The sequence below is a fragment of the Achromobacter xylosoxidans A8 genome (assembly GCF_000165835.1).
GTDB classification, from domain to species: domain Bacteria; phylum Pseudomonadota; class Gammaproteobacteria; order Burkholderiales; family Burkholderiaceae_B; genus Achromobacter; species Achromobacter xylosoxidans_B.
On record NC_014640.1, the window covers coordinates 354,449 to 368,384 of the forward strand.

Annotated in this window: 15 protein-coding genes; 6 read left to right on the forward strand and 9 right to left on the reverse strand. The window is 66.6% G+C overall.

Annotation, left to right across the window (positions count from 1 at the left end; genetic code table 11):
• Nucleotide 1: 1 nt before the first annotated feature.
• The 6 genes from trpC to rpe all read right to left on the reverse strand — a co-directional run bounded on the left by trpC (nucleotide 2) and on the right by rpe (nucleotide 5,687).
• Nucleotides 2-790, reverse strand: coding sequence for an indole-3-glycerol phosphate synthase TrpC (trpC, locus tag AXYL_RS01680; protein WP_013391094.1), 789 nt, complete (start codon nucleotides 788-790; stop codon nucleotides 2-4).
• The gene (gene trpD, locus AXYL_RS01685) at nucleotides 787-1,818 is read right to left on the reverse strand and encodes an anthranilate phosphoribosyltransferase (RefSeq protein ID WP_013391095.1); all 1,032 of its coding nucleotides are present in this window, start codon (nucleotides 1,816-1,818) and stop codon (nucleotides 787-789) included. Before trpD ends, trpC begins: the two co-directional genes overlap by 4 nt.
• Nucleotides 1,819-1,830: 12 nt before the next feature.
• A complete protein-coding gene (locus tag AXYL_RS01690) occupies nucleotides 1,831-2,397 on the reverse strand; it encodes an aminodeoxychorismate/anthranilate synthase component II (RefSeq protein ID WP_013391096.1) in 567 nt (188 codons plus the stop codon).
• Nucleotides 2,398-2,454: 57 nt separating this feature from the next.
• Complete coding sequence (trpE, locus tag AXYL_RS01695; protein ID WP_013391097.1) at nucleotides 2,455-3,975, reverse strand: anthranilate synthase component I; 1,521 nt, start codon at nucleotides 3,973-3,975, stop codon at nucleotides 2,455-2,457.
• Nucleotides 3,976-4,235: 260 nt separating this feature from the next.
• Nucleotides 4,236-4,943 carry a phosphoglycolate phosphatase gene (locus tag AXYL_RS01700; protein WP_013391098.1) on the reverse strand — a complete coding sequence of 236 codons (708 nt, stop codon included), beginning with the start codon at nucleotides 4,941-4,943 and terminating at the stop codon, nucleotides 4,236-4,238.
• A 15-nt stretch (nucleotides 4,944-4,958) separates the two neighbouring features.
• The gene (gene rpe / locus AXYL_RS01705) at nucleotides 4,959-5,687 is read right to left on the reverse strand and encodes a ribulose-phosphate 3-epimerase (protein ID WP_013391099.1); all 729 of its coding nucleotides are present in this window, start codon (nucleotides 5,685-5,687) and stop codon (nucleotides 4,959-4,961) included.
• Between the two features lie 129 nt (nucleotides 5,688-5,816).
• Here rpe and apaG point away from each other — a divergent pair, with 129 nt between their 5' ends.
• The 5 genes from apaG (at nucleotide 5,817) to AXYL_RS01730 (ending at nucleotide 10,657) form a co-directional block, all read left to right on the forward strand.
• Nucleotides 5,817-6,191 carry a Co2+/Mg2+ efflux protein ApaG gene (gene apaG / locus AXYL_RS01710; protein WP_013391100.1) on the forward strand — a complete coding sequence of 125 codons (375 nt, stop codon included), beginning with the start codon at nucleotides 5,817-5,819 and terminating at the stop codon, nucleotides 6,189-6,191.
• Between the two features lie 38 nt (nucleotides 6,192-6,229).
• Complete coding sequence (locus AXYL_RS01715; RefSeq protein ID WP_013391101.1) at nucleotides 6,230-7,531, forward strand: murein transglycosylase A; 1,302 nt, start codon at nucleotides 6,230-6,232, stop codon at nucleotides 7,529-7,531.
• Nucleotides 7,528-8,697, forward strand: a complete 1,170-nt coding sequence (locus AXYL_RS01720) for a UbiH/UbiF family hydroxylase (protein WP_013391102.1) — start codon at nucleotides 7,528-7,530, stop codon at nucleotides 8,695-8,697. The genes AXYL_RS01715 and AXYL_RS01720 overlap by 4 nt, the downstream gene beginning before the upstream one ends.
• Nucleotides 8,698-8,841: 144 nt before the next feature.
• Entirely contained in the window at nucleotides 8,842-9,639 is a 798-nt protein-coding gene (locus AXYL_RS01725; RefSeq protein ID WP_013391103.1) for a DsbC family protein, read from the forward strand.
• Between the two features lie 61 nt (nucleotides 9,640-9,700).
• Nucleotides 9,701-10,657, forward strand: a complete 957-nt coding sequence (locus tag AXYL_RS01730; RefSeq protein WP_013391104.1) for a D-2-hydroxyacid dehydrogenase family protein — start codon at nucleotides 9,701-9,703, stop codon at nucleotides 10,655-10,657.
• 60 nt (nucleotides 10,658-10,717) lie between these two features.
• Here AXYL_RS01730 and ttcA read toward each other — a convergent pair whose 3' ends face one another.
• Together ttcA and folB are read right to left on the reverse strand one after the other, a co-directional pair.
• A complete protein-coding gene (gene ttcA / locus AXYL_RS01735; RefSeq protein ID WP_013391105.1) occupies nucleotides 10,718-11,686 on the reverse strand; it encodes a tRNA 2-thiocytidine(32) synthetase TtcA in 969 nt (322 codons plus the stop codon).
• A 2-nt stretch (nucleotides 11,687-11,688) separates the two neighbouring features.
• Nucleotides 11,689-12,048: a dihydroneopterin aldolase gene (folB, locus tag AXYL_RS01740; RefSeq protein ID WP_013391106.1), complete on the reverse strand. Its 360-nt coding sequence runs from the start codon at nucleotides 12,046-12,048 to the stop codon at nucleotides 11,689-11,691.
• 124 nt (nucleotides 12,049-12,172) lie between these two features.
• Here folB and AXYL_RS01745 point away from each other — a divergent pair, with 124 nt between their 5' ends.
• Entirely contained in the window at nucleotides 12,173-13,075 is a 903-nt protein-coding gene (locus AXYL_RS01745; RefSeq protein WP_013391107.1) for an NAD(P)/FAD-dependent oxidoreductase, read from the forward strand.
• 10 nt (nucleotides 13,076-13,085) lie between these two features.
• On the opposite strand, the gene pcaD is transcribed toward AXYL_RS01745, so the two are convergent.
• The gene (pcaD, locus tag AXYL_RS01750) at nucleotides 13,086-13,883 is read right to left on the reverse strand and encodes a 3-oxoadipate enol-lactonase (protein ID WP_013391108.1); all 798 of its coding nucleotides are present in this window, start codon (nucleotides 13,881-13,883) and stop codon (nucleotides 13,086-13,088) included.
• Nucleotides 13,884-13,936: the final 53 nt, after the last annotated feature.

Consider the following 13,936-nt stretch of genomic DNA (forward strand, 5'->3'; position numbering starts at 1 on the left):
CCTAGCCCACCAGGCGCGCAAGTTCCGCGCCCGGATCCTTGGCGCGCATGAAGGCTTCGCCCACCAGGAAGGCATCGACCTTGTGCTGGCGCATCAGCTGCACGTCTTCGGGCTTGAGGATGCCGCTTTCGGTCACGACGCGCTTGCCCGCGGGAATCCGGGGCAGCAGGTCCAGCGTGTTCGACAGGCTGGTCTCGAAGGTGCGCAGGTTGCGGTTGTTGATGCCGAGCAGCGGCGTCTTCAGGGTCAGCGCGATGTCGAGTTCCTTGGCGTCGTGCACTTCCACCAGCACGTCCATGCCCAGCTCCATCGCCAGCGTTTCATAGTCGCGCAGTTGCGCGGGGCTGAGCGCGGCCACGATCAACAGCACGCAGTCCGCGCCCATGGCGCGCGCGGCGATGATCTGGTACGGGTCGATCACGAAGTCCTTGCGCAGCACCGGCAGCGAGCAAGCCGCGCGCGCCTGGCGCAGGTGGTCGTGGGAACCCTGGAAGAACTGCACGTCGGTCAGCACCGACAGGCAGGCTGCGCCGTGCACCGCATAGGTGGAGGCGATTTCCGGGGGATTGAAGGGGTCGCGCAGCACGCCCTTGGAGGGCGAGGCTTTCTTGATTTCAGCGATGACGCCGGCCTTGCCTTGCGAGATCTTGTCTTCGATGGCTTGGGCAAAGCCACGCACGTCCTGCCGCGCCTGTGCTTCGCGCAGGACTTCGGCTTCGCTGCGCATCTGGCGAGCGGCGGCGACTTCCTCGGCCTTGACGGCGAGGATCTTCGCGAGAATATCGTTCATTTCAGGAATTTCCGGGTATATGCGCAGAATTCTTCCAGCTTGGCTCGCGCCGCGCCGGTGGAGATCAATTCGAATGCTAGTGCTAAGGCTTCGGGAATGGAATCGGCTTTATTGCCAGCATAGATGGCGAGTCCCGCATTGAGCGCGACGATGTCGCGGGCGGTGCCCTCGACATTTTCGAGCGCCTCTATGACAAGCTCGCGCGATTGTTCGCGATTGGACACCTTGATGCTTCGGTTGGACATCATGGATAGCCCGTAGTCCTCGGGATGGATCTCATATTCGAGGATTTTTCCGTCCTTGAGTTCCCCGACCAGGGTGGCGCCGCCCAGCGAGGCCTCGTCCATGCCGTCCTTGCCGTGCACCACCAGCACGTGGCGCGAACCCAGGCGTTCCAGCACGCGCACCTGGATGCCGACCAGGTCGGGATGGAACACGCCCATCAGCTGGTTGGCGGCGCCGGCCGGATTGGTCAGCGGGCCCAGGATGTTGAAGATCGTCCGCACGCCCAGCTCCTTGCGCACGGCGGCCACGTTCTTCATGGCGCCATGGTGGGCGGGCGCGAACATGAAACCGATGCCGGTGGCCTGGATGCACTCGGCCACCTGCTCGGGCGTCAGCACCAGGTTGGCGCCCAGCGCTTCCAGCACGTCGGCGCTGCCGCTGGAGGACGAGGCGCTGCGGTTGCCGTGCTTGGCGATCGGCACGCCGGCGGCGGCCGCCACAAACATTGCTGTGGTGGAAATGTTGAAGGTATGGCTGCCGTCGCCGCCGGTACCGCACATGTCGAGCAGGTCGGCGGGGTTGGGCGTGACCACGGGCGTGGCGAACTCGCGCATGACCTGCGCGGCCGCGGTGATCTCGCCTATGGTCTCTTTCTTCACGCGCAGGCCCATCAGCAGGGCGCTTGCGATCTGCGGCGACATTTCGCCGCGCATCAGCATGCGCATGAGATGCAGCATTTCGTCGTGGAAAATTTCGCGGTGTTCTATGCAGCGCGTCAGCGCTTCGGCGGGGGAAATCGTCACGATGCGTCCTTCTTAGGCGAGGTTCAGGAAATTGCGGAGCAGGGCATGGCCGTGCTCGCTGAGCACCGACTCGGGATGGAACTGTACTCCGTATAGCGGCAGGGTCTTGTGGCGCACGCCCATGATGTCGCCGTCCGGCGCGGTCGCGGTCACGGCCAGGCAGTCGGGCAGGGTCGCGGGGTCTATGGTCAGCGAGTTGTAACGGATCACGGTGTACGGGGTGGGCAGATCGGTGAAGATGTCCGTGCCCGTATGCGAGATCCGCACGGTCTTGCCGTGCATGATCTGCTGCGCGCGCACGATGTCGCCGCCGTAGGCCGCGCCGATGGCCTGGTGGCCCAGGCACACGCCCAGGATGGGTTTCTTGCCGGCGAAGGCCTGGATCACGGGCACCGAGATGCCCGCCTCGGCGGGGGAGCAGGGGCCGGGCGACACGCAGATGCGGTCCGGATTCATGGCGGCGATCTCTTCCAGCGTGATCTGGTCGTTGCGCGCCACGCGCACGTCCTCGCCCAGTTCACCGAAGTACTGAACCAGGTTGTAGGTGAAAGAGTCGTAGTTGTCGATCATCAACAGCATTTAATTCTCCTCTAGGGCCGCCCGGCGGCCCGGATATGTCCGGTTGGGGGCGGGGCCTCAGATGGGCTCGTCCAGGCCGTGCTGCACCTGCTCCGCCGCGCGCAGCACCGCGCGGGCCTTGGCTTCGGTTTCGGCCCATTCGGCTTCGGGGTTGGAGTCGGCCACGATGCCGGCGGCGGCCTGCACGTACAGCGTGCCGTCCTTGATGACGCCGGTGCGGATGGCGATGGCCACGTCCATTTCGCCGCCGTAGCTCAGGTAGCCGGCCGCGCCGCCGTAGATGCCGCGGCGTACAGGTTCGAGTTCGTCGATGATCTTCATGGCCTCGACCTTGGGCGCGCCGGTCAGGGTGCCGGCGGGGAAGGAGGCGCGCAGCACGTCCATGCTGCTCATGCCCGGGTTCAGCGTGCCGGTGACGTTGGACACCAGGTGCATCACGTGCGAATAGCGTTCGATCACCATGGTGTCGCTGACCTTGACCGAGCCCACCTGGGCCACGCGGCCCACGTCGTTGCGCGCCAGGTCGATCAGCATCACGTGTTCGGCCACTTCCTTGGGGTCGGCCTTCAGTTCGGCGGCCAGGGCGGCGTCTTCCTCGGGGGTACCACCGCGCTTGCGGGTGCCGGCCAGGGGACGGATGGTGATCTGCGACTTGGGTTCGCCGTCTTCCACCACGCGCTCCTGGCGCACCAGGATCTCCGGCGACGCGCCGACCACCTGGAAGTCGCCGAAGTTCCAGAAGTACATGTAGGGGGAGGGATTGAGCGACCGCAGGGCGCGGTAGAGGGAGAGGGGGGAATCGCGGAAGGGCTTGGCGATGACCTGGCCGATCTGCACTTGCATCAGGTCGCCCGCGGCGATGTGTTCCTTGGCGCGGTGCACGGCGGCCAGATAGTCTTCCTTCTTGAAGTCGCGCCGCTCTTCGGTCTGCATGCTGGCGTGACTGTAGGGGATTTCCACGGGGCGTCGCAGGCGCGCGCGCAGGTCGTGCAGGCGCTGCTGGGCGCGGCTGTAAGACTCGGGCTGGCTCGGGTCGGCGTAGACCATCAGGTAGATGCGGCCGGCCAGGTTGTCGACGATGACCAGCTCGTCCACGTGCATCAGCATCAGGTCGGGCGTGCCGCCTTCCATGCCGGCGGGGAACGGCTTGACCGCGGGGCCCAGGCAGGGCTCGATGTGACGCACCGTGTCGTAGCCGAAATAGCCCGCCAGGCCGCCGCAGAAGCGCGGCATGCCCGGGCGCAGGGCGACCTTGAAGCGGCTCTGGTACTGCTCGATGAAGGCCAGCGGATCGCCGTCGTGGGTCTCGGCGACCTTGCCGTCATGCAGCACTTCGGTGCGGGTGCCGCTGGCGCGGATCACCGTGCGGGCCGGCAGGCCGATGAAGGAATAGCGGCCGAAGCGCTCGCCGCCCACCACCGATTCCATCAGGCAGGTCATGCGCCCGCCCTGGGGGCCGGCATGCGCCAGCTTCAGGTAGATGCCCAGCGGGGTGTCCAGGTCGGCATAGGTTTCGGCGACCAGCGGGATGCGGTTGTAGCCTTGTGCGGCGAGGGCCTTGAATTCGATTTCGGTCATGTCGGGTCTCGTGAGCGATTTATCTGCTTTCGGACCAGGCGCACAACAAAAAAGCCCGGTCCAGGTTACTGGTTCCGGGCTTGGCTCTGTGTTTTACACAGCTACGGCACTAGGCGGCATACGCGTCCAGGGCCGGGAGGGATCATCGCCACCCGGAAGACAAACGCCACCAGCGCCACGAGGCGCCGAGCATTTGGTTCTGGATGGAAACGTTCATTGAGCTTTGTTCAGTATTGAATTTGCGGTGAGCCGCCAGGTATTCAGGAGCCTGTTTTTGCCGCGTTCCGGTTTTGATTCCAGATCACGACCCACTCGGCGGCAGCGACTAGCGTGTCCACTATACCATCGACATCCAGCTCGCGCACGTCGCGGCCTTCGTTGTAGCCATAAGGCACCACCAGGACCTGGGTGCCCGCGCTGCGGCCCGCCTGGGCGTCATTGACCGAATCGCCGATGGTCACGGCTTCCTCCGCGGCAACGCCGAGCAAGTCGCAGGCATGCAACACCTGGTCGGGATCCGGCTTGCGGCGCTCGCAGGTGTCGCCGCAGACCACGGCGTCGAAAAAGCCCGCCAGGCCCGTGCGCTGCAGCAGCGGCAGAGTGAATTCGGTGGGCTTGTTGGTCACCACCGCCAGCTTCAGGCCCTGCTCGCGCATGAGCTTCAAGCCTTCGATGACGCCGGGGTAGATCTGCGCTTTCTCGCCGTTGGACAGGTGGTAATGGCGATAGAAGGCGGCGCGGGCGACATCGAACTCGGCGGCAGTGGGGTCGGCGGCGTCCAGGCTGCCGGCCAGGCTGCGGCGCACCAGGTTGTCCACACCCTTGCCGACGAAGGTGGCCACCACGTCTTCGCGCAGCGGCGACATGCCCAGCTCCACGCGCATGGCGTTGGCCGCGAAGGCCAGGTCGGGAATCGAATCCAGCAGGGTGCCGTCCAGGTCTAGCAGCGCGGCGCGAAAAGCGGTCATGTCGGTTCCCGAGGCTTAGATGGCGGTGGTTTCGCCGATGGCGATCTGGTCGCGCATGGACTTGATGATGCCGGCGTAGTCCGGCTTGCCGAAAATGGCGGAGCCGGCCACGAAGGTGTCGGCGCCGGCGCGGCGGATTTCGGCGATGTTGTCGATTTTCACCCCACCGTCCACTTGCAGCACGATTTCCTGGCCGCCGGCCTGCATCCAGGCGTCGATCCGGGCACGCGCCTCGCGCAGCTTGGTCAGCGCGCCGGGGATGAAGCTCTGGCCGCCAAAGCCTGGATTTACAGACATGATCAGGATCAGGTCGATTTTGTCCATCACGTAGTCCAGGTAGGACAGCGGGGTGGCGGGGTTGAACACCAGGCCGGCCTTACAGCCGTTTTCGCGGATCAGTGACAGCGTGCGGTCGACGTGGCGGCTGGCGTCCGGGTGGAAGCTGATGTAATCGGCGCCGGCCTTGGCGAACATCGGCACCAGGTCGTCCACCGGTTCCACCATCAGATGCACGTCAATCGGCACCTGGACGTGGGGGCGGATGGCCGCGCACACCATTGGGCCGATGGTCAGATTGGGGACATAGTGGTTGTCCATCACGTCCACGTGGATCCAGTCGGCGCCGGCGGCGACGACGTTGCGGACTTCCTCGCCCAGGCGGGCGAAGTCGGCCGACAGGATGCTGGGGGTGATGCGGGTGGAAGCCTGTTGGGTAGACATGATGTTCGGGATTGGGGAGGGCATAATGTGCCATTATTGCAGTTTGAGGCGCGGTACCGGGAATGGCCCGGCCCGGCGGGTCCGGGAATCGCGTCTTTTCCAGCGTCCGGCGCCGTACCACGGTGGCTTGCCAGCATCACACAGGGAAGGACTGTGAAACCTTACGACCTGAGCGTCTCTGTCTCTCCGCGCTTCGTGCCCGAACAGTCCGACCCTGCCGAACAGCAGTTCGTGTTCGCCTATACCGTCCGCATCACCAACACCGGCGAGCATCCCGCGCAGGTGATCAGTCGCCACTGGATCATCACCGACGGCAACCAGCGCGTGCAGGAAGTGCGCGGCCTGGGTATCGTTGGGCAGCAGCCCTTGCTGGCGCCCGGCGAAACCTTCGAATACACCAGCGGCTGTCCCCTGCCCACGCCGGTGGGCACGATGCGGGGCACCTATCACTGCGTCGGCGAGAACGGCATTCCGTTCGAAGTGTCGATCGCCGAATTCGTCCTGGCCATGCCGCGTACCCTGCATTGAATGGCCCGGCCACCCGTCGCACGTTTTTTTATTTGCTCATGAAGCGCATTCTCAGTCTGTCCGTGCTGTCCGTCTTGCTGGCGGCATGTTCCACCCCCTCCGATATCCCGCCCGACTCGGGCTCGTCCAGCATCCCCGGTCCGTCCGCGCCTGCCGCCGACGGCCCCCTGGTGGTGCCGTCGCTGGCATCCTTGCCGGACACCCCGCCGCGCGCGCTGGCCGGCAAGTACAAGGCGGCCAACTGGTCCGAGATGCCCGGCTGGAGCAATGATGACCTGTCGCGCTTCTGGCCCTTGTTTCTGCGCAATTGCCGCGGCCTGATGCGGCCGACCAGCGGCAACCTGGCCGCGCCCGCGCGCGCCACGCCGCGGGCTTGGCAACCGGTCTGCGCTGCTGCGGTCGATCCGGCCCGCGCGCCGGCTGCCGGCGACGGCGAGGGCGTGCGCCGCTTCCTCCAGACCTACTTGCAGCCCTGGCGCCTGAACGCCGCCGACGGCAAGCCGGCCACCAATACCGTGACGGGCTATTACGAACCTCTGGTGCGCGGCTCGCGCCGCCAGGGCGGCAGCCATCAATGGCCGCTGTACACCGTGCCCGCGGACCTGCTGACCATCGACCTGGGCTCGATCTATCCGGAACTGGCGGGCAAGCGCGTGCGCGGCAAGCTGGACGGCAAGCGCGTGGTGCCCTACGACTCGCGCGCCGCCATCGAGTCCTCGGGCCGCCGCCCGCCCGTGCTGGTGTGGGTGGACGACCCCGTCGACAACTTCTTCCTGCAGGTGCAGGGCTCCGGCCGCGTGCAGCTGACCGACGGCCCCGATTCCGGCAAGACCATCCGCGTGGCCTATGCCGACCATAACGGCCAACCCTACGCGTCCATCGGCCGCTGGCTGATCGACCGCGGCGAGCTGTCCGCCGACCAGGCCTCCATGCAGAACATCCGCGCCTGGGCCCAACGCAATCCCAAGCGCGTGCCGGAAATGCTCAACGCCAACCCGGCGGTGGTGTTCTTCCGCGAAGAAATGGTGGTTGATCCGGAACAAGGCCCCAAGGGCGCCTACGCCGTGCCGCTGGCCCCCATGCGTTCGATCGCGGTCGACGCGGGCTTCGTGCCGCTGGGCACGCCGGTGTTCCTGGCCACCACCTATCCGGCTTCCGACCGGCCGCTGCAACGCCTGGTGCTGGCTCAAGACACGGGCACGGCCATCCGCGGCGCCGCGCGCGCCGACTTCTACTGGGGCTACGGCGACGACGCCGGCCAGCAGGCTGGCCGCATGAAGCAGCGCGGCCAGATGTGGGTGCTGTGGCCGAAACAGGCCGGGGAGCCGAGCGCAAGATGAGCCATCAGATCGTCGTTTGCGGGGCCGGCATCGTCGGCCTGTCCACCGCCCTGGCGCTGGCCCGCCGCGGCCAGCGCGTGGCCGTGCTGGCGCCGCGCGCCAGCGTGCCGCCGGCCGATTCGGACCGCTACCACCCGCGCGTCTACGCCATTTCGCCCGCCAGCCAGCGCTTTCTGGCCGAACTCGGCGTGTGGGACGCCATGCCCGCGTCCCGGCTGACGCCGGTGACCGCCATGGAAATCCACGGCGACGCCGACGGCCAGGTGAACCTGAGCGCCTGGCAGGCGGCGCTGCCGCAGCTGGCGTGGATCGTCGAGTCCGGCGAAATCGAACGCGTGCTGATCCAGGCGGTCCGCATGTTCGGCATTCCCTGGCTGGAGGATCGCTGCACCGGCTACCGGGACGGCGCGATCGACACCGAAAGCGGTGCGCGCATCGAGGCCGAGCTGTTCGTAGGCGCCGATGGCGCCGCATCGCCGCTACGCGAGGCTGCCGGGCTGAAGCATGAGGCCGTGTCCTACGACGACACGGGCCTGGTGGTGCACCTGGACGCGGAGCGCCCGCACCAGGGCACCGCCTTCCAGTGGTTCCGCGACGACGGCGTGCTGGCGCTGCTGCCGCTGCCCGACACCTCGGCCGGTCCGCAGGTTTCCATGGTCTGGTCCATGCGCACCGAGCTGGCCCAGGCGCTGTTGGCCTTGCCGCCTGAGAAACAAGCCGCACGCCTGGAGACCCTGCTGGGCGATGCCGCCGAAGGCCGCCTGGGCAGGCTGAAGGTCCGCAGCAAGCTGCATGGCTTCCCCTTGACGCTGGAACGCGCCCAGATGGTCGCGCCCGGCATCGCGCTGGCGGGCGACGCGGCGCACCGCCTGCACCCGCTGGCGGGCCAGGGGCTGAATCTGGGCCTGGGCGATGTCGAGGCCCTGGCCCGGGTCGTCGCCGGCCGCGAAGCCTATCGCACGGCGGGCGACTTGCGCGTGCTGCACCGCTACCAGCGCGCGCGCGCCGAACCGGTGCTGGCCATGCGTCTGGCCACCGACGGTCTGCACAAGCTGTTCGCCTCGCGGGCGACGCCGCTGGTCTGGCTGCGCAATGCGGGCATGCACTGGGTGGAATGGGCGCCGCTGATCAAGCGCCGCCTGATTACCGGCGCCTCGGCCAATTAGGGCGGGATCCGCTCCGCGGAACCTAGCTCATAGGCGAACTGTCTGACCCATAGGGGGCGCCTGCCCGTGCAGGCCGGCTTGGCTGCAGTGCGGATCGGTTACCCTTTCCGCACAAGAACACGATAGATAAGTACAGGAGTACCGATGAATTTCCGCATATCCGCCACTCTGGCGGCTTGTTTCCTGGCCGCGGGCCTGGGCATGTCCGCCGGCGCAGCGGCTCAGGGCGACAAGTCTGTCTCCACCCAGTCCGTGGGCCAGCCCGGCAAGGGCGACAAGAGCTACTCCACCACCCAGGTGGCGCCGGCCGACCCCGTGGCGGACGCGGTCAAGGATCGCTTTCGCCAGCGTTTCGACGGCATGGACGTGACGGCCGTGCGCCGCACGCCTTACGGCCTGTTTGAAGTGCAGCTGGGCATGGACCTGATCTACACAGATGAAAAGGTGACCTGGGTCATGGAAGGTCCGTTGATCGACGCCATGACGCGCCGCGACGTCACCCGCGAAACGCAGGAGCGCCTGAGCGCCGTGTCATTCGATCAGCTGCCGCTGGACCTGGCCATCAAGCAGGTCAAGGGCGACGGCTCGCGCAAGGTCGCAATTTTCGAGGACCCCAATTGCGGCTACTGCAAGCAATTGCGCAAGACGCTGGAAGACGTCGACAACATCACCGTCTACACCTTCCTCTATCCCATCCTGTCGCCGGATTCCAAGGACAAGGTGCGCGACGTGTGGTGCTCCAAGGATCCTGGCGCCGCCTGGGACGACTGGATGCTGCGCGGCAAGAAGCCCGCCACCGCGAATTGCGACGTGCCCGAGGACAAGCTGCTGGCCCTGGGCCAGAAGCTGATGGTGCGCGGCACGCCGACCACCTTCTTTGCAGACGGCTCGCGCGTCAGTGGCGCCTTGCCCCTGGAGCAATTCAAAGCCCGCTTGAACTGACCGGCGCGTAGCGCCGGCCGGGAGGCTGGCGCCACAGGCGCCAAGCCCCCGGAGACAGCTCTTGAAAATCGCAATACTCGACGATTACCACGACGTAGCGAAGCGCTACGCGGATTGGACCTCGCTGGGCGGTGACGCCGAGGTGCGGATCTTCAATAATTTCATCCCGGAAGGGCAGGTCGAGCCATCGCTCGAATCCTTCGACGTGATCGTCGCCATGCGCGAACGCACGCCGTTCCCCGCCGAACGGATCCGCGCCCTGCCGAATCTGCGCCTGCTGGTCACCACGGGCATGCGCAACAACGCCATCGACATGCAGGCTTGCGCCGAGCAGGGCATCATCGTCTGCGGCGCGCCTGGCAGCGCCGACGCCAACACCGCCACGGCCGAGCTGGCCTGGGCGCACATCCTGGGCCTGTTCAAGCACCTCCCGGCCGAAGACGCAGCCATGCGCCGCGGCATGTGGCAGACGGCCATGCCCGAACCGCTGGCGGGCAAGCGCCTGGGCGTGCTGGGGCTGGGCAAGCTGGGCGCGGCGGTGGCCAAGGTGGGGCTGGCCTTCGGCATGGACGTGGTGGCCTGGAGCCCCAACCTGACCGACGAGCGCGCCGAGGCCGCAGGCGTGAAGCGGGTAGACAAGCACGAACTCTTCGCCACGTCCGACGTGGTCAGCCTGCACCTGATCCTGTCCGAACGCAGCCGCCACGTGGTCGACGCCGCCGCGCTGGCCGCGATGAAGCCGACCGCCTACCTGGTCAACACCTCGCGCGCCGGCCTAGTGGACCAGGAAGCCCTGATGGACGCGCTGGTGAAGTTCCGCATCGCGGGCGCCGGCCTGGACGTTTATCCCGAGGAACCGCTGTCGCCCACCGACACCGTGCGCGATCTGGACAACGTCATCCTGACCCCACACCTCGGCTACGTCAGCCGCGAGAATTTCGAAGCCTTCTATCAGAACGCGCTGGAAGCGGTGAAGGCATGGCATGCGGGCAAACCCATCCGCGTGCTGAACGCGTAGGCGTTGCGCCTGTAAAAGAAAAAGGCTGCACAAGCAGCCTTTTTCATTTCCGCGCAGTGTTCATCCGCGCGTGAACGTCACCTTCTTTTCGACGATGGCGCCCGGCTCCTGCGCTTGCGGCGCGTCGCCACAGGCTTCAGCGGAATCTTCCTGTGGATCCTCGGCGTCGAACGCCGTGTCGCCGTTGGCGTCCGGCACGCCGGTGGGCTTCAGGCCCACGAAGTCGAACAGGTCCCGGTCCATCAGGTGCGAAGGCACCACGCGCGACAGCGCGTTGAACACGTTCCACGAGCGACCCGGATGCTGCTTGTCCCATTCCTTGATCATGCGGCCCACTTCCTTGCGCTTCAGGTTCTGTTGCGAGCCGCAGAGATTGCAGGGAATGATGGGGAACTGCTTGAGTTCCGCATAGGCGATCAGGTCGGTCTCCGGCACATAGGCCAGGGGGCGGATCACCGTGTGGCGGCCGTCGTCGGACACCAGCTTGGGCGGCATGCCCTTGGCCTTGCCGCCGTAGAACAGGTTCAGGAAGAACGTGCCCAGGATGTCGTCGCGGTGGTGGCCCAGCGCGATCTTGGTGGCGCCCAGTTCGGAGGCGACACGGTACAGGATGCCGCGGCGCAAGCGCGAACAGAGCGAGCACATGGTCTTGCCTTCTTCCAGCACGCGCGTGACGATGGAATACGTGTCCTGCGTCTCGATGTGGAAGGGCACGCCCAGCGTCTTCAGATACTCGGGCAGGATATGGTCGGGAAAGCCCGGCTGCTTCTGGTCCAGGTTGACTGCGATCAGCTCGAACTTGAAAGGGGCGCGCTTCTGCAGCTGCAGCAGGATGTCCAGCATCGCATAGGAATCCTTGCCGCCTGACAGACAGACCATTACCCGGTCACCTTCCCCGATCATGTTGTAGTCGGACAGGGCGCGGGTGGTTTCGCGCGCCAGGCGCTTGGTCAGCTTGTTGCCTTCGTGGCGGGCCTTTTCTTCGGCCTCGGTGCGAAAGCGCACCTCGGGGGTAGCAATATCGTTCATGGTCAACGCGTGATCTGGATTTCCACGCCTACCGCCGCGCAGTCGGAAAAGGCCATGGGTTTGCTGATGCGCAGGCGCAGCGCGCGGATTTCCTGGAAGTCGGCCAGCAGGCGTGCCGCAACCTGCTCCGACAGGGTTTCGATCAGGTTCACGTGCGCCTGCGTGCATTCTTCCACGATGGCTTCGCGCAGCCGGCGGTAGTCCAGCACGCTGTGGATATCGTGATCGTCGACCGAGCGCTGGATGTCCACGTCGAATTCGGCGTCGACATGCAGGGGCTGGGTGGCGCGGCGCTCGTGCTCGAGGATGCCGATGCGGGCGTCGAGCGCCAGCCCGGAAAGAATGATACGGCGTGTAGGCATGATGAAAACCTGGGTGGGGTAGCCCGGAATTGTAAGGCGACAGCGGAACGAGGGCGGCGCGCTGGCTACAATCCGGCCATGTCCGGGCGTCCGCGAGGCGCTGGCGCAGTCAATAAGGGGTGAAATGCAACAGATGCACGATTCGGTCATTGTAGGCGGCGGCCCGGCCGGCGCCTCCTGCGCCCTGTGGTTGGCGCGGCTGGGCCTGTCCCCGCTACTGGTCGAGGCCGGCCCCCGACTCGGCGGGCTGGGCAATGACAACCCCTTCGCCGACGACTGGATTGCCGTGCTGCCGGGCGTCACCGGGCAGCAGGTGGCCGCCAATATCGACGCCAGCGTGCGTGCGGCCGGCGTGCCGCTGCGCCTGGAAACCCGCGTAACGGGGGTGCGTCCCTGCAAGGGCGGCATCGAGGCTACGCTGGCCGGCCCGGATGGCGCCCAATCCCTGGTGCGCGGGCGCACCCTGGTAATCGCCTCCGGCGTGCGCGCCAAGGGCCTGCCGGACCATGCACCGGGCGCATCCTGGCCGGGCGTGCTGATCGGTCCCGGCTCGCCCATCGTGGCGCAGGACTACTCGGGACTGTCGGTGGCGGTACTGGGCGGGGGCGACAACGCTTTCGAAAACTACGTCTATGTACGCAACCGCGGCGCCCGCAGCGTGCATCTCTATGCCCGCAGCGTCCGTGCCCAGCAGCAATGGGTGACGCGCGCCGGCCGCGAAGGCGTGCACATCGGCCCGTACAAGGTGGACCCCGCCAGCCGCAGCGTGGACGGCAGGCAATACGACCTGATCCTGGTCTTCTACGGCTGGGAGCCCCAGGCCGGCTTTGCCGACAGCCTGCATCTGGCCCGCGACGAGCGCGGCTACATCCGCACGGACTTCGCCACCGCCGAAACCAGCGTGCCGGACATCTATGCCGTGGGCGAGGTGGCGCACCGGATGCATCCCTGCGTGGTCACCTCCATGGCCGACGGCGTGGTCGCAGCCAAGGCCATCCAGCGCCGCTGGGAGCGCGGCGCGGAATAAGGCGGCTGGCTCAGGCCGCGAGCAGGAATTCCATCACCGCGGCTTCGAACGCCTCGGGCAATTCGATGTTGGCCAAGTGCACGGCCGGCAGCGTCAGCAGCCTGGCGCCGGGAATGGTCGCGGCGATCTGCTCGCCATGGCTGGCCGCAGTGACGGTGTCGTGCTGGCCGGCGATGACCAGTGTCGGATTGGGGACCAGGGCGATGGTCCGGCGCAGGTCGAAGTCCCGCACGGCCGCAAATGCGCCCGCCAGGCCGTGCTTGTCGGTGCTCAGCAGCATGGCGCGGAACGGTTCGACGGCAGGGTTGCCATCTCGTAACCAGGACGCGGGAAACCAGTTCTTCAGGAACGTTTCGGCTGTTTCCGACATGTCTTCCGCCCGCAGCGTGGCGGCGATGCGTTCGTCCCATTGCGGCGCCGGTCCCAGATAGGCCGAAGTGTTGCTCAGGATCAGGCGGCCGACGCGCTCGGGAGCATGCACCCCCAGCCACTGGCCGACGATGCCGCCCAGCGACAGTCCCAGGAAATGCGCGCGCTCGATGCCCAGCCCATCCAGCAGTTCCAGCACATCGCGGCCCAGGCGGTCCAGCGAATAGGGGCCTTGCGGCACGCTGGACGCGCCATGGCCGCGGTAGTCATAGCGCAGCACGCGGAAGTGGCGGGTCAGCGCGGGAATCTGCGCGTCCCACATGTGCAGCGTGGTGCCGATGGAGTTCGCCAGCACCAGCGTGGGCAGGTCCGCGTGGCCATCGTAACGGTAGGCGATGCGGGCGCCGTCGCCGGCGGTGTAGTGGGAGATATCTTGCATGATGGTTCGCCTCTCGGTGATGGGTGTGAGGCAAATCGTAGTTGCGCACCGTT